Raw genomic sequence first — 21,415 nt, forward strand, 5'->3', positions numbered from 1 at the left:
CCTTTACTCAGCTGCACCTTCTCCACTTCCTGTTCCTAAAACATCTTCAAGTTTTTCCTTTAAAACTTGTGGAGTAAAAGGTTTTACAATATAGTTGTTTACGCCAGCTTTTAAAGCAGTAATCACTTCAGCTTTTCCGCCCTCAGTTGTAACCATGATAATAGGCATATCTTCATATTTTTTCTCTGCTCTTACTTTTTTTACCAACTCCAAGCCATTCATTTCTGGCATATTCCAATCTGTAATTAAAACTTTTACATCTTCATTTTTAGTTAATAAATCCCAAGCTTCAACGCCATGCTCGGCTTCTAAAACATCATCGTGTCCAAGTCTTGTTAGGGTATTTTTAATAATCCTTCTCATAGTAGAACTGTCATCAACAACTAACAATTTCACAATTTCGTCCTTTCAAAGTTTTTATAGTTTTATTTTACCCTTTTTAGCCTTATTAATCAAGCTAAAAAATTTTAAAAAACAGCATTATATCATCTTTTACTTAAATTTTTACTCAAATATTATTATTTTTATACTTAACCGTAAATAAATATACACTTAAACCTAAAAGAAGCAAGCTCACTCCACCGATAAGATAAATCGCATAAATCATCTGAGAAAGATCACCAATAGCAAGTTTAAATACCAACATCAAAGCTTCTATGGCCAAAGCAATGATAATAGAACCTAAAAATCTCACCATAGTTTTTTGAATTCCACCTTCTTCTTTTTTTGTCCTTCCTAATACTTCTTGTTCGATCAAAGTTTTTGCCAAATCAAAAATAGCCAAAGCTAAAGTTATAGCAATAGTACTTTCAAACATATGTTCTATACCTATAGCTTGATTATCAAAAAGACTAAAAAAACCTTTTTGAAATAAAAAACAAGTAATCACAAATAAAACTAGTGCGAAACAAAAATATACCAAACGACTAAATTGAGTAAAAACAAACTCAAATTTTCCTGCTTGAATAATCTTTAAAATATCTTCAAGCTTGATATCAATACAAACAACAAAAAGTAAGTTATTTTTATCATCGTAAATTGGCATAGAAGCTGTCACGCAAAGTTCGTTGTTTAAAACTGAAGGATAAGGATCGCTCAAAACACATCGTCTTAATTTTACAGCTCTATAAAAATAAGAACGAGTACTTCTATCCTCGCCCTGTCCTATTTCATGAGCCTTATTTAAGGAAATCGCATTTTCTATTTGCATGCCTGAAATATCTAAAATATACAAAGCATCAAAAACAACAACTTCATGAGCTATTTTATCCAAAGCTATTTTAATCGTTTCAAGGTGAATATCAGGAAGTTTATTAGGCAAATTTCTTGTTAAAATATAACTCATATAAGCTCTAGCACGATAGCGATTATCTTCAAATCTTTGTATATCTTTTATATACATTACACACCTTCTTTATTGTGTTTAAATTCAGGTACAATCTTTAATAAAGCCTCTGAAATATCTTCACATATTTGTAAATTTTCTATCTCTTTATTAAGCCAATCAAGATCAACCTTCTCATTCTTTGCTACAAAAATACTCTCATATTGCGTTTTAGCATCATTTTCATCAATTAAAAGCTCTTCATAAAGCTTCTCACCTTTTCTTAAGCCTGTGATTTTAATTTCTAAATCATTGCGATTAGAAAGCAAAAGCATTTTTTTAGCTAAATCTATGATTTTCACAGGCTTACCCATATCCAAAACAAAAAGTTCTCCCCCTTTTGCGATAGCTCCAGCTTGTAAAACAAGTTGCACTGCCTCAGCCACAAGCATAAAATAACGCACTATATCAGGATGTGTTAAAGTTAAAGGCTCATTATTGGCAATTTGTGCTTTAAATTTCGGTATCACACTACCACTAGAACCTAAAACATTACCAAAACGCACACAAGCAACTTCAAAATTTTCATCACTCATACTTAAAGTATAAAGCTCGCAAACTCTCTTAGTGCAACCCATAATATTTGTTGGTCGCACTGCTTTATCTGTACTTATCATCACAAATTTAGCTACTTTATTTTCTTTAGCACTGTCACATAAAATTTTAGTTCCTAAAATATTATTAATTACTGCTGAATGTGGATTTTGTTCACAAAGAGGCACATGTTTATAGGCGGCTGCATGTAAAATAAGCTCAGGTTTATAAGTTTTTAATACCTCATCTAAACTTTGCTTATCTAAAATACTCAGTAAAATAGGAGTAATTTTTTCTTTATATAAATTTAAATCATCATTGATCTTATAAAGATTATACTCACTATGATCAACCATAATAAGATGCTTAGCGCCAAATTTAATACATTGTTTACAAAGTTCACTGCCTATAGTTCCACCTGCCCCACTTACCAAAACTACCTTGTCTTTTAAAAAAGCTGCCACAGCACTATCGTCTAAATCTTTTGGTTTTCTAGCAAGCAAGTCTTCTATACTAATATCTCTTGCTTCGTTTCTTGTAAAAGAAAATATTTTTACATCGCAAATACCATAAGCTACAAGTTCTTCAAAAAGTTTTTTAAGCTCTTCTTGTTCAAGTCTTAAAGCAATAATGGCAGTTTTTACCCCTTGTTCTACATAAGATTTTATTTTTTCTTTTTCTTCTACAACAAATTTATCACAATAAGTCCCTATAAGCTCTTTTCTCGCATCAACCACACCCACAGGAAAAAGTCCCAAAGAACCTTCTTTTGCACCTTTTAACAAATGCAATGCCTTAGAAGTTGCCCCTACTACAATACAAGGAGTTTCTTCTTCTTTCATTCTAGAAGGTTTAAAATCCACAAGCATTCTTTTGCTAATTCTTAAAGTACCTATAAACATATAAGAAAGAACAAAATCTATCACAATAGCACTTCTTGGAAAAGGATTAAAAAAATCACTAAAAAAATAAAAAATAAGAAAAAAACAAAACTCAGCTAAAAGCAAAGCAATAAAAATTTTTCTTGCTTCATTGAGAGAAAAAAATCTCCAAGCTACTTTATAAATTCTAAAAATAAACAAAAATGAAAGTTTTAAAATAAGCAAAATAATAGCAGAAACCATCATACCATGATAAAAAATACTCGGAATATCTCCACTAAATCTCAAAGAAAAAGCCAGATAAACACTAAGTAAAATTAAAACAATATCTGAAGTTAAAAAAAATGCTAATCTTTTGCTTTTATAAAAAATCATTTTAAGCCTTTATGCTCTTTAAGATCAGTTTTGAAATTTCATAAACATCATCTTTACTCATCGCTGTACCACTTGGCAAACAAATTCCTTTTTGGAAAAATAACTCACTATTGCCATTAAGATAAGCCTTAGCTCCTTTAAATACTTCTTGAGTGTGCATAGCTTTCCATAATGGTCTTGTTTCTATTTGTTCATTTTTCAAATCTTCTATGAGTTTTGAAATTTTTGGATGCAAAGTAATATTTTTTTGACTGATATTTATATCTTTTTGACAAGCATTAAGTTCATTTTTATCAAAATCAATCAAAGCTGTACTTAACCAACGATTACTTCTTGAATTTTCTAACTCATCTAAAAAGCTAAAATGCTCTCCTAAAAATTCTTTATACCACTCATAAATTTCTCTTTTTTTAAGCACTCTTTGCTCTAAAACCTCCATTTGCGCTACACCAATAGCTCCTAAAACATTGCTTAAACGGTAATTATAACCATAATCTAAATGTTCATAATGCAAACAATTTTCCCTTGCTTGAGTGCTGTAAAATCTTGCCTTTTCAATCTTTTCTTTATTTTTTCCTATAAGCATACCTCCACCTGAAGTGGTGATGATTTTATTACCATTATAAGAATAAGCTCCAAATTCTCCAAAAGTTCCTAAAGCTTTATTCTTATAAAAACTTCCTAAAGCTTCGGCAGCATCTTCGATTAAAACAATGTCATTTTCTTTGCAAATTTCAACAATTTCATCCATTTTTGCAGCATTACCATAAAGATGAGTTAAAATCAATGCTTTTGGTTTTTTTTCACATTCTTTAATAGCAAGCTTTAACAAATCTACATCGATATTATAAGTTTCATCACAATCTATAAATACAGGTTTTGCTTTAAGATAACAAATAGGTGCTACTGAAGCGATAAAAGTAAAAGAAGAAGCCAAAACAATATCATCTTGTTTTACCCCCGCCACCCTTAAAGCTAAATGCAAAGCCGCTGTAGCTGAATTTAAAGCTAAGGCATTTTCACTTTTGCTATAATCTTTTACACTTTGTTCAAAGCGATTTACAAATTCACCCAAAGGTGCTATATAATTGCTTTTGAAAACTTCTTCTATGTATTTTAATTCATTGCCGCCCATATGCGGAGGAGAAAGAAAAAATCTCATGATTTATCCTTTGTATAAAACAAAATTTTTATAAATTGACTCTATTTTACCTAAAAAAATTTACAAAGAATCAAACAAAAATCTTTTTATAATCATTTCATATTTTTCTTTTTGCAGGCACTCCCACAAAAACACCTTTTTCATCTTGACTTTTAACCAAAGTTGCTCCACCACCCAAAATACTATCATCTGCTAAGCTTAAATTAGGCAAAACACAAGAATTAATCCCTAAAAAACAATTTTTACCGATTTTTACATTACCTGCACATTTAGCCCCCACACTCACATGAGAAAATTCCCCTATTATGCATTCATGTTCAATCACACTTGAAGTATTTAAAATCACGCCTTTTTCTATTTTGGCTTTAGCATTAACTACTACATAAGGCATGATTAAAATTCCTGCATTTTCTTCCACACTTGCACTAGGACTTATAAGCGCGCTTTTATGAATAAGATTAACGATTTTAAAGCCATTTTCTGAAATTTTTTGATAAATCTTTTTTCGAATTTCATTATTTCCTATGGCTATAAAAATATCATATTTTGGCAAGGTGCTTTCAAATTTCATTCCTTTAAAATCATCTAAAAAAATACATTCTTTATAACCCATATTTTTAGCCACATCTTCACAAACAAGCCCATGACCACTAGCACCATAAATATAAATTTTTTCAGTTCTTGCCATTAAATTTCTCTGTTGTAACATGGTCTTCTTTACTTACCCCGCTTCGTTTTAAAACCTTTAAAGCTGTTAAAAACATGATTTTTAAATCAAGCAAAAAAGAAATATTTTTCACATAATACACATCAAGTTCGAATTTTTTCTGCCAAGAAATAGCATTTCTGCCATTTACCTGCGCCCATCCTGTTATACCTGGACGCACTTTATGACGCAATTTTTGCTCTTCATTATAAAGGGGTAAATACTCAACCAAAAGAGGTCTAGGCCCCACAAAACTCATATCCCCTTTTAAGACATTAAAAAGTTGCAAAAGCTCATCCAAACTTAAGCTTCTAACAATTTTTCCAAAAGCTTTTAAGCGAAGTTCATCGCTTAATAACTCACCCTTCTCATCTCTTTCATCGCTCATGGTTTTAAATTTATAAATTTTAAAAATTTTTTCATCTAACCCAGGGCGATTTTGGGTAAAAATCACACTTCCTTGAGTGATTTTTAAAAGCAAAGCAGTGATTAAAATCACCGGAGAAAAAAGCACTAAAAGCACTAAAGCTAAAATAAAATCAAAAATTCTTTTAAAAACTTTTTCATACATTCTTAATTACCCTATCATAAAGTTTTAAATAACGCTGTGCGATATTATTTTCATCGTATTGTAAAGCATCTTGGGCGGCATTTTTAGCTAAATTTAATCTTAATTTTTCATCTTCTAATAAAAGTGAAATTTTTTCGCTTAAATCCTTAGCATTTTTTGTTTTTGCCCAAAGTCCATCATAAGCATTAGAAATAGCCTCTACACAACCTTCGCAGTCACTTACCACTATAGCCTTACCACAAGCTTTTGCCTCCAAAACACTTACAGGAAAGCCTTCTTTATAGCTTGGCAAAACAAAAATATCACAATTTTGTAAAAGCTCGACTATATCACTTCTAGCACCCAAATAATGCACCACACCCGAGTTTAAAAACTCCAAACTTGCACAAGAAGGATTTTCATCTCTTCCACCAACTAAAACAAAATTTGCTTTGTCTTTTAGCATAGCAGCACTTTCATAAAATTCTTTTACACCTTTATGCCATAAAGCTCTTGCTATCATAAGCACAATGGGTTTTTTATCTATGTTTAAATTTTTCCAAAAAAGCTCTTTTTTTTCCGATTCTACATAAATAGGAAAAAATTTTTTTAAATTGATCCCTACGGATTTTATCACACAAATTTTATTTTCCTTAAGCCCTAAATTCCGCATAAACTCGGCATTACTTTCATTGACAAAAATAAATTGGTGTGCAAATTTAAAACTTAATTTATAAAGATTATTAATAACAAAACGCACTAAATTTGCCTTAAAACCTTGATCTATATAAAAAGATCCCAAGCCTTCTACTAAGGCAAAACGATAAGGAATTTTTGCCCATTTTGCTGCTAAAATTCCAAAGGTATTGCTTTTGTGTGCCGCACTTTGAATAAGATCAAGATTTAAATTTTTCAAAACCTTAGCAAGATAAAAAAAATTCTTTAAAACCACAAAAGGATTTAAACTAGCTCTTGAAAGCTCGTAAACAATTACTTTCAAGCCAAGATCTCTAAGTTTTTGTGTGTATTCATCTTGCGGCACTATAACAAAAACTTCATCTTTTCTATCTTTTAATGCTTTTATAATAGGCATTCTAAAATGATAAATACTTGCTCCTGCATGTGATAAAAATCCTATTCTCATTTTCAACCCTTAAATTTTAAGTTTAAAAACCTTAGCATCTCTAGAATTAATCACCAAGTCAAATAATTTCTTATCATAATTTCCTAAAAAAAACATTTGTACATAAGCACTATTAAACATGGTTTTATCCATTAAAATAAATTGTGCATAAGGAATAGCACTATCCTTTAAATAAAAAATATAAAACTGAGCCTTATCATCAATTGGAGTGATTTTGTATTCACCTTGTTTAATAGAATTAATCTCTACGATACTATTTACAGAAACCACATTATCACCTATTTTAAAACTTCTAAAATCATCGCTTAAAACCACTCCGTTGCTAAGATAAATTTCTCCATTTTTAACATCAAGTGGATAAGCTGTGCTAAAGGTAAAAGGTTTATCCAAAACTCCTGTATCTAAATTAATAAAAGAAAAACTAGTCACCGTAGAAAAAATCAAAGACATTCTAGCGGGCATATAAAGATAAATATCACGAGTTTTTGGTGTATCGATTTTAAAATCAGGTTTTGATAATGAAGCTAGAAACAAATCCACATTGCTTTGATTATAATCTTTCATCATAGCTTGTAAAATGTCTGTTTTTAAAATATCATTTTGCGGAGCATAAAAGCTTTTTTCTGTATATTCTACACTAAGCCTTGCCATATTAGCTGCAGCTTGTTCATCTTTGCTTAAAGCAAAAGAAGGGAAAAAATTATCCTTGCCTAAATGCTTTCCACCATCTACTAAAGTTTTCACATCGCTATAATAACGCACAGGATAACCATAATCCCACCAAGTTACCACATAATCTTCTCTATTGGCTATATTTTTTAATTGATTTAATAATGATGCTTCATTTTGAGAAAAAACTGTTGGTGCTTTGTAGTTGTAAATATGGATAAATACTGGAGTTAAAGTCAAAATAGTTGCAAAAATAATACAAATATTTGAAGTTAATTGGCTATATTTTTTAACCAATATAGCCTTAAACTCGCTCAATAAAAAACCAAATCCTAAAGCCATTATAGGTACAGAATAAATGGTAAATCTAAGCCCCCCTTTTAAGGCTAAAAACCCAAGCACCAATATAGGTAAAGCCATAATCATACTTTTATATTTTCTCAAAAGCCATACAAAACCAAATAAAGAAAACAAAAAAACAATTTCACTGCCACTAATTCTTCGCATAAATTCGCTAAGATCTACATTTTCAACTTCTTGTATGGTTTGATTGACATTAAAATACATAAAGCCCTGCGTTAAATTCGCACTTTCATCACTTCTAAAAATATAAAATTTAAGCTGATAAAGTATGGGATCAACCCCACCACTTAAAATCAAAAATATCAAAGTTGCACTACCTAAAATTCCTATAATCATAAAATTTAAGCGTTTTTGCTCTAAAGCAAATAAAGCAAAAAGTATTACTATAATGGCACTTTGATAAAACCATGCTATATTTGAAAGAGTAAGAGAAGATAAAATCACAGCTATATAAAAAATCTTTTCTTTTCTATGAAAAATAAGCGTATAAATTAAAAAAAGTCCAATTAAAGCTACATTTAAAGTATAACTTGAAGGATACCACCAAAGATAAATTCCTATAAATAACGGCAAGGCAATCAATGAAAAAAAGTCTTTTTTTAAAATCATTCTTACCATAAAAAATAAAATAAACATAGGTAAAACAATTACCAGCATATCCGTATCATAATACCCACTCATAGTGCGATTATAATAACTGTTTGCTATACTTGCTAAAAGAGCAGCTACAAAGCCCATTAAAGGACGTTTATATTCATTAGCTAGTAAAATAATAGGAATCACCACCAAAGAAGATAAAAAAGTACTCATATATAAAATGATACTTTCGAAAGAAAAAGGTGTGATTTTATAAAGCCAATAAGTAAGCGCGGATAAAGAAGATCCATAATAACTCAAATCATTAGGCTGATGAAAACCTGCTATCATATCTCTTGCGCCCTCAGCAAAAGCATAGCCATCATTTGAAATGATCATTAACTGATTATTGAAAAAATACTCGTTAAACTCACTTGCCCACCAAACCCAATAAAACCTGCAAAATACACTAAAAACATAAGCTAATATAATCATCGCAAACAAAACTAAATAAGGGTTTTTTAAATACTCTTTTTTCAACATCTTTTATCCTAATAAATATTTCAAAGCATCGCGTGCAATTTTTACTTTATCAAAAGCCTTAGCCCTAGTTTTAGCCTTATTTTTATACGCTTTTCTTAATTTATCGTCTTCAAGCATAGTCTTTAAACCCTGAAACATAGAGTTTTCATTATCTACTTCTACTAAAAGTCCAAATTCATCATCGCCAAAAAGCTCTCTTGCGCCACTTTTATGATCAGTGCAAACCACAGCACAAGAACAAGCCAAACTTTCAATTAAAACATTTGAAAAGCCTTCAAATACAGAAGCAAAAGCAAAAAATTCGCATTTAGCCATGTATTTATAAGGATTATTATCAAATCCTAAAAGCAAAACCTTTTCTTCCAAATTTAATTCTTTAATCAAAGCTAAAAGCTCATCTTTAAGCACACCTTCACCTAAAATCACAAGCTTTAAATCTGTTTTCAATCTTGCATAAGCACGAATTAATAAAGCATGATTTTTACCTTTATCAAGCCTGCCTACACTTAAAATAAATTTATCTTTTAAAGCTATATCTTCAAGGGCTTTTTGCTCTATGTTTTCTAAATCGATAGCATTGTATAAAATTTCACATTTTTTTGGATTTATACTAAAATTTTGCACTAAATCTTCTAAATTTCCTTTAGAATTAGGCAGGATTAAATCAGCTCTTGGGTAAAGTAAAGAAATTAAAAATTTATTTGCTAAAGAATTAAAATTATTTTTTGCATACATCACACTTGGCGTAGTGCATTCATTGATCACAAGGCGGGTTTTATTTCCAAACATTCTTGCCATTAAAGCTATATAATTAGGTCGATTTAAAAAAACAAATTCTGTATCAATGCCCAAATTTCTGCAAAGTTTTTTATATTTTAAAGCCAAAAAAGGTAATTTTAAAAATTTCAAAATAGGATTTTCACTAGGTTTTGAACATTCTAAAAAATGAATTTGACACTCTGGAATTTCATAAGAAATTTTATCATTCATCAAAATCAAATGCACTTCAAATTTCAAACTTAAAATAGGCAATAAAGTCGCCACAACTCTTTCAGCACCACCACTTCCTAAAGAATAAATAAAAATGCCTAATTTTTGCATAAAGCCACCCGAATTTTTGATAATTTTTTAATCATACTATTTGGAATTATACTTAAAATGAGTAATATCAAAGCAGGAGCATTGATTTTTATACTCAGGCTTTTAAACAAACACTTATAAAGAGCTTTATAATTTTTTGCAAGTTTTGCATAATAAGCTGCCATTTTATAATAACTCGCACAAGTTTTTTTATAATCTTTATCCTTACTCATTCTAAGTTCATTTTCTAAAATTTTAGCAAGCTCTAAATATCCCAAATACACCCTATGAGCATTTTTACTCGCCCCTAAAGTCACGCTATCTTGCCTAAAAATCCTATAAATCCTAAAAGCCTTATGGATATAAAAACTTTTTTCCTTGTATAAATTTACCCAAAGCGTGGCTTCATTGCCGTAAAATTCTTCATTAAAACGCTTGTTTTCAAGTAGAGATTTTTTAAAAACAGAAAAAAACTCTCCGCTAAATTTAGCCATTAAAAAATCTTTTTTAGAAATTTCACTATCTTTTTCCAAGCCCTTGCCGCTAAATTCCTTGCTTAAATTTCCTTCTTTTTCCATCAAACAATTTCCAAAAACATGAGCATAACCCTCACTTGCTTTTTGCATCAAGGTACTTAAAGCCCCAGATAAAAGCTCATCATCATCATCTAAAAAAGTTACAAACTCGCCACTTGCTTGATCTAAGCCATTGTTTTTATTGCCATTTGGGCCTTGTTTGTAATTTTGATTTAAAAAATACTTAATGCGATCATCATCTTTTTGTAAATTTTGCACCACACTTTTAGTATCATCATTAGAATTATCATCGCTTACAATAATTTCTAAATCTTTAAAATCTTGATTTTGTATGCTTTTAATAGCCTTTTCTAGTAAAACTTGACGATTAAAAGTTGGTACTATAACAGAAAGTTTAGGCATTTTTAACCTCGGCTATAAGCTTAAGCCATTCTTCTTTGATATGAGAAATTTCAAAGTCTTTACACCTTTGTTTGGCACTATTTACAAGTTCTTTTCTAAAATTTTCATCATTTAAAACAAGTTCAAGTTTTTTAGCAAGTGCTATTTCATCATCACAACCTACCAAAAGCCCATCATGATTATCTTTGATTAAATCCTTAGCACCATTATAATAAGAACTTGAAATTCTACAAACCTCAAAATACAAACTTTCAATTAAAACCGTTGGCAAACCCTCTACAAAAGAACAAAGGCAAAGCACTTTTGCTTTTTCATAAAGAGCCTTGACATTTTCAACGCGTCCTAAAAAATCAACTTTTATTCCTAAAGATTTTACCTTGTATTCAAGTTCTTGCCTTAACTCTCCATCTCCTGCTATAACAAATTTATATTTTTCTTGCAAATTTTTATCCAAATGCGCTATAGCTTTTAAAAACATTGCAGGGTTTTTGTTGTAATCTAAACGCCCTATAAAAAGAACCAAATTTTCCTTTTTAAAACTAGAATCAAAAGGAATCTCATCGCTAAAATGACAAGGGTTTAATAAAAGCTTAACCCTTTTTACAAATCTTTCATAATACATCTTATCACTGCTTCCAAGCACACTTAAAGCATCACAAAAAGGATAGCTTACCCTTCTTAAAAAACGCCAAATTTTAGGTTTTAAATACGCCTCATTGCTATGCTCACTTATAATGAGTGGAGTTTTAAGCCCTATTTTCGCAGCAATACAAGCAATATTAGTTGTATCCAAAAAAGAAATAAAAACATCAGCTTTACTTTCTTTCAAAGCCTTTCTTAAGGCAAAAAATTTCTTAAAACGACTTGCGATTTTATGATAAAGTGTGTCAAATCTAAATTGTTCTAAACTTGTAACTTTAACTTCATTTTCAAGCTTATAAAAAGATTCTCCTGCATGAAATTTAATAATACTTACTTCATGCTCTTTACAAAGCGCATTAGCTAAGGTTACTAAAACACGCTCAGCGCCTCCTGAATTTAAAGTTGCGATAATAAAGCTTATTTTCATCATTTCTCCTCTTTAAGCTTACCGTGTTCTAAACGATAAATCTTATCACATTGCGTTATCGTAGAAAGGCGATGTGCGATAATAATCATAGTTTTATCTTTAGAAATTTTATAAATTTCATCCATGATTTTTGCTTCACTTTGAGTATCAAGCGCAGAAGTTGCTTCATCAAGCACTAAAATTTCAGGCTCTAAATATAAAGCTCTTGCTATGGCTATGCGTTGTTTTTGCCCCCCGCTTAAATTACTCCCCCCATCACCTACTTTTGTCTGAACTCCTTGAGGTAAATTTTTTATAAAATGCTCTAAATTTGCTTGTTTGATAACCTTACTAAGTTTTTCTTCATCAACCGCATCTGTAAAAGTGATATTTTTAACTATGCTGTCATTAAAAAGATAGATATTTTGCGGGATATAGCCTATTTTTTGGCGATAATTTTTTGTATTACTTGCATTTAATTCTTGCTTATCAATTAAAATTTGCCCTTCTTTTGGTTTTAAAAGTCCTATGATAAGATCTACTAAGGTGCTTTTTCCACAACCACTCTCCCCTATAAAAGCGATTTTTTCACCTTTTTTAATATTTAAATTAAGATTTTTAAATAAATGTTTTTTTCCCTCATAACCAAAGCTAAGATTACAAATTTTAAGCTCTTGATTAAAGCTTAATTTTTCCTCGCCCAAATTTTCTTCTTCTTGTCTTAAATTTTGATAAATAATATCCAAAGAAGAATGATAATAAAGCAAATCATGATAACTTGTAATAATACGATTTGCACTTGGCATTAAGCGATAAAGCGCTAAAACAAAAATAGAAATCGTGGATAAAATACCTGAAATATCACTTTCATTTTTCAAAACCAAAAATACCACGATAAAAACAAGTACACAAAAACCTATTCCTTCAAGATAAATTCTAGGCACCGCAGCTACGCTTTCATTGGTAATATTTGCTTTAGAAAAAGCTTCACTTTGTGCTTTAAAAAGACTTAAAACTCCATCTTCTTTGGTTTTAAGCTTGATAAACTTGAAATTATTTAAATTTGTATTTAAAATTTCAAAGAAATTTTTCATCGCTTCTTCCCGTCTTAGTCCTGCTTTTTTAATGATAGGACTTAAAATTTTCACTAAAATAAAGGCATTTAACACCATAAAAACACTTAAAAATAAAGTGATTTTATAATTAATCAAAAGCATTAAAGCATAAAGCAAAAGCACTACAAAAATTTCACTCATCAAAAGTAAAAATGATGAAATCATAGTGCTTAGATTATAAACTTCTCCTGTAATGGACTTTAAAATTTCAGATTGATTTTTTTGAGTAAATTTTTCATAATTAATATTTAAAAATTTAGAAAAAACCTTATAAGCGATCGCATGATAACGCCCTTTAGAAAATCTTGCCAAAAGATGGAAATAATACGCATTTAACAAAGCTCTAAACACATAAAAAACAATAAGCCCCACTCCAAAATAAACAATGATTTCAAAAACAGGGATATTAAGATATTCTTTTAAACTGATTAAATATTTATTACGATCAAAATAAGAAAAATCACTAGCCAAAGTGATAAAAGGCATTACCAAAGAAATCGCAAAAGTTTCTATAAAAGAAACAAATACTGAAAAAACAAGTAAGAAAAATAAAAAATTTTTATCTTCCTTGCCTAAAATAAAAAAAAGTTTTTTTAGCACTGTTTTTCCCAATCAAAAGCAGATTTACAAATAAGCTCTAAATCATCATATTTAGGCTGCCAAGAAGTAAGATTTCTGATTTTACTTGCATCAGAAATCAATACGCTAGGATCACCCGCACGGCGTGGGGCAAGTTCTACTTTAAAATCCACTCCGCTAACTTTTTTCATCGCTTCAATCACTTCTTTTACACTAAAACCATGTCCATAACCTACATTAAAAACATTGCTTTCATTCTCTTGCAAATAATCCAAAGCTGCTAAATGTGCGCTTGAAATATCATCTACATGGATAAAATCTCTTATGCAAGTACCATCTTTTGTATCATAATCATCGCCAAATATAAAAAGTTTGTCACGTTTTCCTGCGGCACATTCAGCTGCAACTTTTATAAGCAAAGTCGCTTTTGGATAGCGTTGTCCTAAAGTATAATCCATACAAGCACCTGCGACATTAAAATATCTTAAAATACAATGCTTAAATTCAGGATTTGCCATACTTGCATCACGTAAAACCTCTTCACTCATAAGCTTACTACGCCCATAAGGATTAATAGGTGCTAAAGGACTTGTTTCGCTCACAACAGGAGTCTGTGGTTCACCATAAGTGGCTGCCGTTGAAGAAAATATAAATTTATTTACTCCAGTTTGCAAACAAGTTTCGATGAGATTTGTCGTATTAACAGTGTTGTTCATATAATATTTTAAAGGGTTTTGCATACTTTCAAAAACTTCAATGCTTGCTGCAAAATGCACAATAGCGTCAAATTTTTCTCTCTCAAACAATGCTTTTATACCTTGAAAATCACTTAAATCTTGTTCAAAAAATTTAAAAGCTCTTATTTTTTGCAAATCTTCTATTGCGATTTTAGAACCCTTAGAAAGATTATCTAAAACACAAATTTCATGATCTGTTTTTAAAAATTGTCTTAAAGTATGAGAACCTATATAACCTGCACCACCGCTAATAAGAATTTTCATCATCATTCCTTTTTTAAAAATGTCAAAAATAAATTTTAATATATTTTCTTAAATACTTAAGATCGAACTTTTGAAATTTCACTTTCACAAGCTTTTGCAAAAACTTCTGTATAAGAACGATCTGATTTTTTTACACGCAAAAAATCTCTCATATAAGAAAGAAAATCAATGTAATCTTCTTCACTAACATTAGCTTTAATAAATTCATATTTTAAAAAAAGCATATAGGTATTTAAAACATCACTTTCACAATATTCGTGAATTTTTTCAAGTTCATTTTCATAAAAAAGCTTCATTACCTCATCGCCATGCACATCATATTTTCCTGGCAAACCCACCATAGAGCAAAGTGTATCAAGCTTTATTCCACGCCCATTAGATCCTAAGGATTCTAATAAATCACAATGTTTTAATTCTGAAAATCTTGTTTTATAATTATTCCATTTATCGCTTTGAGTATCTAAATAAGTTGCTGCTTTTAAATTGTATTTTAAAGCCCTTAAAACAAGAACGGGCATATCAAAATTTTTACCATTAAAGCTGACTAATTTTGGCTCATAATTTTCTATAAAATTGAAAAAATTCTCAATCATTTCTTTTTCATTTTGCCCATCAATTTTATTTACTTTGATAAATTTTCCAAAATTATCACTTAAAACCGCACAAATACTGATGATTTTATGATAAGGCAAAGGCAAAAACTCACTCCCGCTTTGTTCTTTTTGCCACTGAAGTGCTTTTAAACTTACCTCCAAATCACTTCCTTCAAAACCCAAAGTTTTGCGGATAAGCTCAACATCTGGCACACTCTCACAATCAAAAACACAAATATAACCTTCATTTTTTGCCATTTTTAACCTTTTTTTAAATAATTTCGCTAAAATCATAGCAAAAATTTTAAAATATTAGGCTTTTAATGAAAATAGCAATTGTTCGTTTGTCAGCACTTGGTGATATTATCCAAAGTGCCGTGGTTTTGCAATTTATCAAAAATTTTAAAAAAGATATAGAAATTCATTGGTTTGTAGATGAAAAATTTGAAGGCATACTTAAAAACCATCCTTTAATAGATAAACTCTATGCCCTGCCCTTAAAAGACAAAAAAATTCTAAAAAGCCTCAAAATTCTTCTTAATGCAAGAAAAAACAACTATAATGCAGTAATAGATCTACAAGGGCTCATAAAATCTGCTATTATAAGTCGAATTTTAAGTAGAAATAACTTTGGTTTTGATAAAAATAGCCTTAAAGAAAGTTTTGCTCATAATTTCTACAACCAAAAACTTGAGTTAGATTACAATGAAAATGTATTTGTAAGATACTTAAGTCTTACCTCCTTTATGTTAAATACTGATTTTAATGCCAAAAATTTAGCCTTTAAGCAAGATATTTTTAGCGTGGATGAAAATTTAAAACAACTCTTAAACAATAAACTCAAGCTTGATAAAAATGAAAAAAACATACTCATACACGTGGGTTCAAGCGTAGAAAATAAAATCTATCCTAAAACCAAACTCGCTATACTTTGCAAACTTTTAATCAATGAATTTCAACAAGCAAAAATTTGGCTCGCTTGGGGAAATGTAAAAGAATACGAATTTGCCAAAGAGGTTTTAAATCTTAGTGACATTGATGAAACACATATAGAATTAGCACCAAAATTCAATCTTGAAGAGCTAATGGCCTTTACAAAAATGATGAATTTAATCATAGGAAATGATAGCGGTCCAACACATTTGGCTTTTGCTTTAAACAAAGCATCTATTACGATTTTTGGGGCAACACCAAGCTACCGCAATGCTTTTCAAACTCATATCAATAAAATCATTGATGCGGGTAAAAAAATCCAAAATGCCAAGCATATCGATAAAAGTGATTTTTGTATCACGCGTATAGAAGAAGAAGATATCTTTAAACTTGCCAAAGGCTTACTTAATGAAAAATAGCGATAGAATATATCTTAGTCTTTATTATATTTTGAAATTTTTTGTTACTTTTATGCCTGATTGTATCTTGAATTCTTTAGCTTTGATTGTAGCAAGAATCACTTTTCATCTTAACAAAAAACATCGTAAAATCATCGATATAAATTTGCAAATCTGTTTTCCTCAATACACTCAAAAAGAACGCGATAAACTCTCTTTGAAAATTTATGAAAATTTTGCTCAATTTGGGATTGATTGTTTGCAAAATCAAAACACCACCAAGGAAAAAATTCTCAATAAAGTAAATTTTATCAATGAAAATTTTCTTATAGATGCTCTAGCTTTAAAGCGTCCTATTATCTTCACAACTGCACACTATGGAAACTGGGAAATTTTAAGCCTTGCTTATGCGGCTAAATATGGTGCGATTTCCATAGTAGGAAAAAAGTTAAAAAGTGAAGTTATGTATGAAATTTTAAGCCAAAGTCGCACCCAATTTGACATAGAACTTATCGATAAAAAAGGCGGTATAAAACAAATGCTAAGTGCTCTAAAAAAAGAGCGAACTTTGGGAATTTTAACTGATCAAGACTGTGTAGAAAACGAAAGCGTAAGATTGAAATTTTTTAACAAAGAAGTGAATTATCAAATGGGAGCAAGCCTTATCGCACAAAGAAGCAATGCTTTAATCATCCCTGTTTACGCTTATAAAGAATCTGGTAAATTTTACATAGAGTTTTTTAAAGCAAAAGATTCTCAAAGTGCAAGTTTAGAAGAGCTAACACTTTATCAAGCACAAAGTTGCGAAGAAATGATTAAAAAAAGACCTTGGGAATACTTTTTTTTCCATAGACGCTTTGCAAGCTATAATGAGGAAATTTACAAGGGTGCAAAATGAATCTAAAGCAAATAAGCGTTATTATCATCGTAAAAAATGCTGAGCAAACTTTGCTTGAGTGCTTAAATTCTTTAAAAGATTTTGATGAAATTATTTTTCTTAACAATGAAAGCAGTGATAATACCCTAAATATAGCTAATGAATTTAAAAAAGATTTTGCTAATTTGCACATTTATCACAGTACTTTTATAGGTTTTGGAGCTTTAAAAAATCTTGCTTTAAGTTATGCAAAAAATGATTGGATTTTAAGCATTGATGCTGATGAAGTGCTTGAAAATGAGTGTATTAAAGAGCTTAAAAATTTAGAACTTCAAGAAGATAATATCATCGCACTTAGCCGTAAAAATCTCTATAAAGGCGAATGGATAAAGGCATGTGGTTGGTGGCCTGATTATGTTTTAAGAATTTTTAATAAAAATTTCACTCATTTTAATGATAATTTAGTACATGAAAGTCTTATTTTATCAAACAATGCTAAAAAAATTCATCTTAAAAATGGATTAAGGCATTATGCTTGTAATGGAATAGAAAGTATGATTTACAAAATGAATCTTTACACTAGTTTTTCAGCAAAAGAAAAACTCAAGCAAGGTAAAAAAGCAAGTGTTTTTGGAGCAACTTTACGCTTTTGGCTGACTTTTGTAAAAGATTATTTTTTTCGTGGCGGTATAAAATACGGCTATAAAGGTTTTATCATAGCTCTTTTAAATGCGAATGGGGCTTTTTTTCGTTATATGAAACTTTACGAGTTAAATCATGAAAAAAATTAATATTTTTTTAAAAGATATCACTGAAAGCGGCGGCGGAGAAAGAGTTTGCGTTAATCTTGCTAATGCTTTTTCTAAAAAATATGAAGTTGAAATTTTTAGCTTTTATAAAAGCTTTGAACAACCTGCTTATAAGCTTTGTAAAGATATAAAAATTTCTTATCTTAGTAATCAAAATTTTTATCATGCAAATAAAATTAAAAAAATCTTTTTAAAAACTTTTTATCGTTATTTTTTATCACTTTTAATTATTTTAAAATTTAAAAATGCAAAAAATGAAATTCTTTTAGCTAATGATGGATATTTTTTACCTTTTTTTAAAAATAAAAAACTTAAATATTTTAGAATTTGGCACATCAAAGCTCCAAAAAAGAAAAAAAAGATTTTTGACTATTTTGATACACTCATCATACTTTCAGCCAAAGAACTTGATAAATGGCAAAAGTGGCATAAAAATATACAAGTAATTCCAAATTTTCTCCCTTTCATATCTTTAAAAACTAGTAATTTATCACAAAAAGTTGTACTTAGTGCGGGAAGATTTACTAAAGAAAAGGGTTTTTTAAGACTTATTGATATATGGGAAATAGTAAAAAAAGATGAAAATTTTAAAGAATGGAATCTTCATATCGTAGGAGATGGGCTTTTAAAAGAAAAAATTCTTCATAAAATACAAGCTAAAAAATTAGAACATTCCATTATTTTACTGCCTTTTAATCAAAATATAGAAGAAGAATACTTAAAAGCAAGTATTTATGTAATGGCTAGTCATTTTGAAGGTTTTGGAATGGTTTTAGCTGAAAGTGCAAGCTATACCATTCCAAGCATTGCTTTTGATATCAATAATGGTCCAAGCGATATCATAGATAATAAAAAAAGTGGTTTTTTAATAGAAGATGGAAATTTGCAAGAATTTGCAAATAAGCTTAAGATATTAATGCAAGATGAAAGTTTAAGAGAAAAATTTGGCAAAAACGCCAAAGAAAAAGTACAAAAAGAATTTAGCAAAGAAGTAATTATGAAAAAATGGAATGAAATTGCTTCATTTTAAAAAATGGTAAAAAAATAATTTAACTTTATACATTTTTTTTAAAAATTTATATTTAAAATAATTTATTTCTTTATTATTAAATAAAAATTTTAAAATATCAATTTGTAAATAAATCAAGACATATGACTTTAAATTTTCTTTAAGAATTTTATTTTCTTTTATATATTTTAAAATATAAAAATAATCATCTAAACAATCCTGAATTTTCTCTTTATTTTTTCGTCGCTTAGTAATCGAAAAAGAATTATCTACATAATTATACAAATGCAAATCAACTTGCAAGTATCCATTATCATTTAAATTGTTTATCAAGAAAAAAAACGCAAGCATATCTTCGGCTACTAGGAGTTTTTTATCTATTGCAAAAAGCTCTTTTAATGAATCCAAATAAAAATCCTTTTTTACAAACAGAGTGCAGATATTCCAATAAATTCCTTTAAATTCTTCTAAATTTTTAAGTGTATCCTTAAATGCTGATTTTAATTTAACGCCATTACTAATCTGAGTAAAAGAAAATTGGCATATTTTATAAGTATGTATTAAGAGTATTAATTTTTTGCAAGCATCAAGCTCTAAATAATCATCAGGATCTAAAAACATCAAATACTCACTATTTGAATGTTTAACACCATTATTTCTGGCTGCAAAGGTACCTAGGTTTGTTTTATTGTAGATTATTTTTATTCTTGTATCTTTTTTGGCATATTCTTTAGCTATTTCTATACTTTTGTCATTTCCACAATCATCCACAATGATTATTTCTATATCTTTAAAGGTTTGATTTATGCAACTTTCTAAAGCTCTTGCTATATATTTTTCTACATTATAGGTGGGTATAATTATTGAAATTTTAGGCATTATTTTTCTTAAAAAGTTTTTTAGGATGGCGCAAATAAAATCTAAATAGTAACCTAAATCTAAAAAATCTTAAATTGATATCCACTAAAGCAAATAAATCCTTTATATTGAGATAATTTAAAGGATAGTATTGCTCAATATAATAATGAATATAATGTAAAAATATCTTATTTGCTAATTTTTCATTTAATATCCTACTTTCTTTGCAAAAAAGTAGGATATTGACTCCAATCTTACACATACAATAAGCCTTAAAATAAGCTCTAAGCTTAGAATAATCATCAAAATAATGTCTTAAAGGCTCTAAATAAAAAGGCATATTTTTAGGAATTATTTTTTCTTTTTCACTTTTTATTATAGAATTAAATCGAATTCTATAAATTAACAACTCTTCTTTAATACAAGTTATCTTTTTAGCGCTTAAGAATAATATAGTTCCAAAATCATGATCTTCATGATAAATCCCATAAGTAAAACGAAGCTTATAGGCATTTAATAAACTTGCTCTAAAAGCTCCTTGCCAAGCAAAATAAAACTCACAAATATTATTTTTTTTAAAAAAATCAATCCCACTGATATTTTTAGCGTATTTACAATTTAAATAAATATCACATTCTGCTTTTTGTCTAAATACTTGCTCTTCTTCAAGAAATTCTTTAATATTATGTGTACAAATATCTATATCATCTTTACTCATCTCATTTACACATTTTTCAATGCAATCAAGATCTAAATAATCATCGGAATCTAAAAAATGAATAATATTATCAGGTAAATCTTGGATGATAAAATCGTTAATATTTTTTAGCTTTGTTTGTATTATATTTTTGCTAAGTTTTGTAAATTTTTTATTTATTTCTTCTTTTGTAAGTTCTTTAGTATTGTTTTTAAAAGTATTTGATTTTTTATAACTAATAATATTTTCTTCATTTTCAAAAAAATCTCTTAATTTTGTACCTTTTATAAATTCTAAACCCGCATTTCTAGCTGAACTTAAACCACCATTTTCTTTTGTAATAAGAAAAATTCTTTCATCTTTTTTGGCATATTCTCTAGCGATATTTAAGCTATTATCAGTGCTTCCATCATCTACTAAGATAATATCTAATTTTTTATAACTTTGATTTATGACGCTTTTTAAACACTCATCTAGGTATTTTTCCACATTATAGATTGGGATTATGACGGAAATTTTGCACACATTAATTCTTTATTAAATTTAAGCTTAACAATACCAATACTCCAACATGGTAATCTAAGTGATAATTA

General features: G+C 29.0%; 19 protein-coding genes and 1 pseudogene. 4 read left to right on the forward strand and 16 right to left on the reverse strand.

All coding sequences use genetic code 11. The features are described from left to right. Positions 1–3: 3 nt before the first annotated feature. From ELQ05_RS00715 to ELQ05_RS00780, 14 genes are all read right to left on the reverse strand, one after another. Positions 4–396 carry a chemotaxis response regulator CheY gene (locus tag ELQ05_RS00715; protein WP_002866134.1) on the reverse strand — a complete coding sequence of 131 codons (393 nt, stop codon included), beginning with the start codon at positions 394–396 and terminating at the stop codon, positions 4–6. Between the two features lie 112 nt (positions 397–508). After that, positions 509–1,402: a PDC sensor domain-containing protein gene (locus ELQ05_RS00720; protein WP_002932694.1), complete on the reverse strand. Its 894-nt coding sequence runs from the start codon at positions 1,400–1,402 to the stop codon at positions 509–511. Beyond that, a complete protein-coding gene (pglF, locus tag ELQ05_RS00725; RefSeq protein ID WP_052785357.1) occupies positions 1,402–3,174 on the reverse strand; it encodes a UDP-N-acetylglucosamine 4,6-dehydratase (configuration-retaining) in 1,773 nt (590 codons plus the stop codon). Before pglF ends, ELQ05_RS00720 begins: the two co-directional genes overlap by 1 nt. A 1-nt stretch (position 3,175) precedes the next feature. Further along, positions 3,176–4,336, reverse strand: coding sequence for a UDP-N-acetylbacillosamine transaminase (gene pglE, locus ELQ05_RS00730; RefSeq protein ID WP_052785356.1), 1,161 nt, complete (start codon positions 4,334–4,336; stop codon positions 3,176–3,178). A gap of 97 nt (positions 4,337–4,433) precedes the next feature. Next, positions 4,434–5,024 carry a UDP-N-acetylbacillosamine N-acetyltransferase gene (gene pglD / locus ELQ05_RS00735; protein WP_052785372.1) on the reverse strand — a complete coding sequence of 197 codons (591 nt, stop codon included), beginning with the start codon at positions 5,022–5,024 and terminating at the stop codon, positions 4,434–4,436. Beyond that, complete coding sequence (gene pglC, locus ELQ05_RS00740; protein ID WP_134239838.1) at positions 5,011–5,613, reverse strand: undecaprenyl phosphate N,N'-diacetylbacillosamine 1-phosphate transferase; 603 nt, start codon at positions 5,611–5,613, stop codon at positions 5,011–5,013. The genes pglD and pglC overlap by 14 nt, the downstream gene beginning before the upstream one ends. Then, positions 5,606–6,736 (reverse strand): N,N'-diacetylbacillosaminyl-diphospho-undecaprenol alpha-1,3-N-acetylgalactosaminyltransferase, encoded by a 1,131-nt coding sequence (gene pglA, locus ELQ05_RS00745; RefSeq protein ID WP_002880710.1) that lies wholly within the window; start codon positions 6,734–6,736, stop codon positions 5,606–5,608. The genes pglC and pglA overlap by 8 nt, the downstream gene beginning before the upstream one ends. A 9-nt stretch (positions 6,737–6,745) precedes the next feature. Continuing rightward, positions 6,746–8,887: an undecaprenyl-diphosphooligosaccharide--protein glycotransferase gene (gene pglB / locus ELQ05_RS00750; RefSeq protein WP_052785355.1), complete on the reverse strand. Its 2,142-nt coding sequence runs from the start codon at positions 8,885–8,887 to the stop codon at positions 6,746–6,748. A 3-nt stretch (positions 8,888–8,890) separates the two neighbouring features. After that, entirely contained in the window at positions 8,891–9,988 is a 1,098-nt protein-coding gene (gene pglJ / locus ELQ05_RS00755; protein WP_002853444.1) for an N-acetylgalactosamine-N,N'-diacetylbacillosaminyl-diphospho-undecaprenol 4-alpha-N-acetylgalactosaminyltransferase, read from the reverse strand. Beyond that, positions 9,976–10,905 carry a GalNAc(5)-diNAcBac-PP-undecaprenol beta-1,3-glucosyltransferase gene (gene pglI / locus ELQ05_RS00760; protein ID WP_134239839.1) on the reverse strand — a complete coding sequence of 310 codons (930 nt, stop codon included), beginning with the start codon at positions 10,903–10,905 and terminating at the stop codon, positions 9,976–9,978. The genes pglJ and pglI overlap by 13 nt, the downstream gene beginning before the upstream one ends. Further along, positions 10,898–11,977: a GalNAc-alpha-(1->4)-GalNAc-alpha-(1->3)-diNAcBac-PP-undecaprenol alpha-1,4-N-acetyl-D-galactosaminyltransferase gene (gene pglH / locus ELQ05_RS00765; protein WP_134239840.1), complete on the reverse strand. Its 1,080-nt coding sequence runs from the start codon at positions 11,975–11,977 to the stop codon at positions 10,898–10,900. Before pglH ends, pglI begins: the two co-directional genes overlap by 8 nt. Beyond that, the gene (gene pglK, locus ELQ05_RS00770) at positions 11,974–13,668 is read right to left on the reverse strand and encodes an ABC-type lipopolysaccharide transporter PglK (protein ID WP_134239841.1); all 1,695 of its coding nucleotides are present in this window, start codon (positions 13,666–13,668) and stop codon (positions 11,974–11,976) included. The genes pglH and pglK overlap by 4 nt, the downstream gene beginning before the upstream one ends. Then, the gene (gene galE / locus ELQ05_RS00775; protein ID WP_096702647.1) at positions 13,662–14,648 is read right to left on the reverse strand and encodes a UDP-glucose 4-epimerase GalE; all 987 of its coding nucleotides are present in this window, start codon (positions 14,646–14,648) and stop codon (positions 13,662–13,664) included. Before galE ends, pglK begins: the two co-directional genes overlap by 7 nt. A 56-nt stretch (positions 14,649–14,704) precedes the next feature. Beyond that, positions 14,705–15,499, reverse strand: a complete 795-nt coding sequence (locus ELQ05_RS00780; RefSeq protein ID WP_134239842.1) for a 3'-5' exonuclease — start codon at positions 15,497–15,499, stop codon at positions 14,705–14,707. A gap of 65 nt (positions 15,500–15,564) precedes the next feature. Here ELQ05_RS00780 and waaC point away from each other — a divergent pair, with 65 nt between their 5' ends. From waaC to ELQ05_RS00800, 4 genes and pseudogenes are all read left to right on the forward strand, one after another. Next, positions 15,565–16,593, forward strand: a complete 1,029-nt coding sequence (gene waaC, locus ELQ05_RS00785) for a lipopolysaccharide heptosyltransferase I (RefSeq protein WP_088303577.1) — start codon at positions 15,565–15,567, stop codon at positions 16,591–16,593. Beyond that, the gene (gene htrB / locus ELQ05_RS00790) at positions 16,583–17,470 is read left to right on the forward strand and encodes a lipid A biosynthesis lauroyl acyltransferase HtrB (RefSeq protein ID WP_134224610.1); all 888 of its coding nucleotides are present in this window, start codon (positions 16,583–16,585) and stop codon (positions 17,468–17,470) included. The genes waaC and htrB overlap by 11 nt, the downstream gene beginning before the upstream one ends. After that, positions 17,467–18,234 (forward strand): annotated as a pseudogene (locus ELQ05_RS00795) (glycosyltransferase family 2 protein); the annotation flags it as partial. The gene htrB and the pseudogene ELQ05_RS00795, both read left to right, overlap by 4 nt. After that, on the forward strand, positions 18,227–19,288 hold the full coding sequence (locus ELQ05_RS00800; RefSeq protein ID WP_111947116.1) for a glycosyltransferase family 4 protein: 1,062 nt from the start codon (positions 18,227–18,229) through the stop codon (positions 19,286–19,288). The pseudogene ELQ05_RS00795 and the gene ELQ05_RS00800, both read left to right, overlap by 8 nt. Here ELQ05_RS00800 and ELQ05_RS00805 read toward each other — a convergent pair. Both ELQ05_RS00805 and ELQ05_RS00810 read right to left on the reverse strand, forming a co-directional pair. Continuing rightward, positions 19,280–20,146 (reverse strand): glycosyltransferase family 2 protein, encoded by an 867-nt coding sequence (locus ELQ05_RS00805; protein WP_134239843.1) that lies wholly within the window; start codon positions 20,144–20,146, stop codon positions 19,280–19,282. The two genes, ELQ05_RS00800 and ELQ05_RS00805, sit on opposite strands and share 9 nt — an antisense overlap. Continuing rightward, positions 20,139–21,347, reverse strand: coding sequence for a glycosyltransferase family 2 protein (locus ELQ05_RS00810; RefSeq protein ID WP_134239844.1), 1,209 nt, complete (start codon positions 21,345–21,347; stop codon positions 20,139–20,141). The genes ELQ05_RS00805 and ELQ05_RS00810 overlap by 8 nt, the downstream gene beginning before the upstream one ends. Between the last annotated feature and the right edge of the window lie 68 nt (positions 21,348–21,415).

Origin of the sequence: Campylobacter sp. US53, assembly GCF_004378995.1 — a bacterium.
Classification (GTDB): Bacteria; Campylobacterota; Campylobacteria; order Campylobacterales; family Campylobacteraceae; genus Campylobacter_D; species Campylobacter_D jejuni.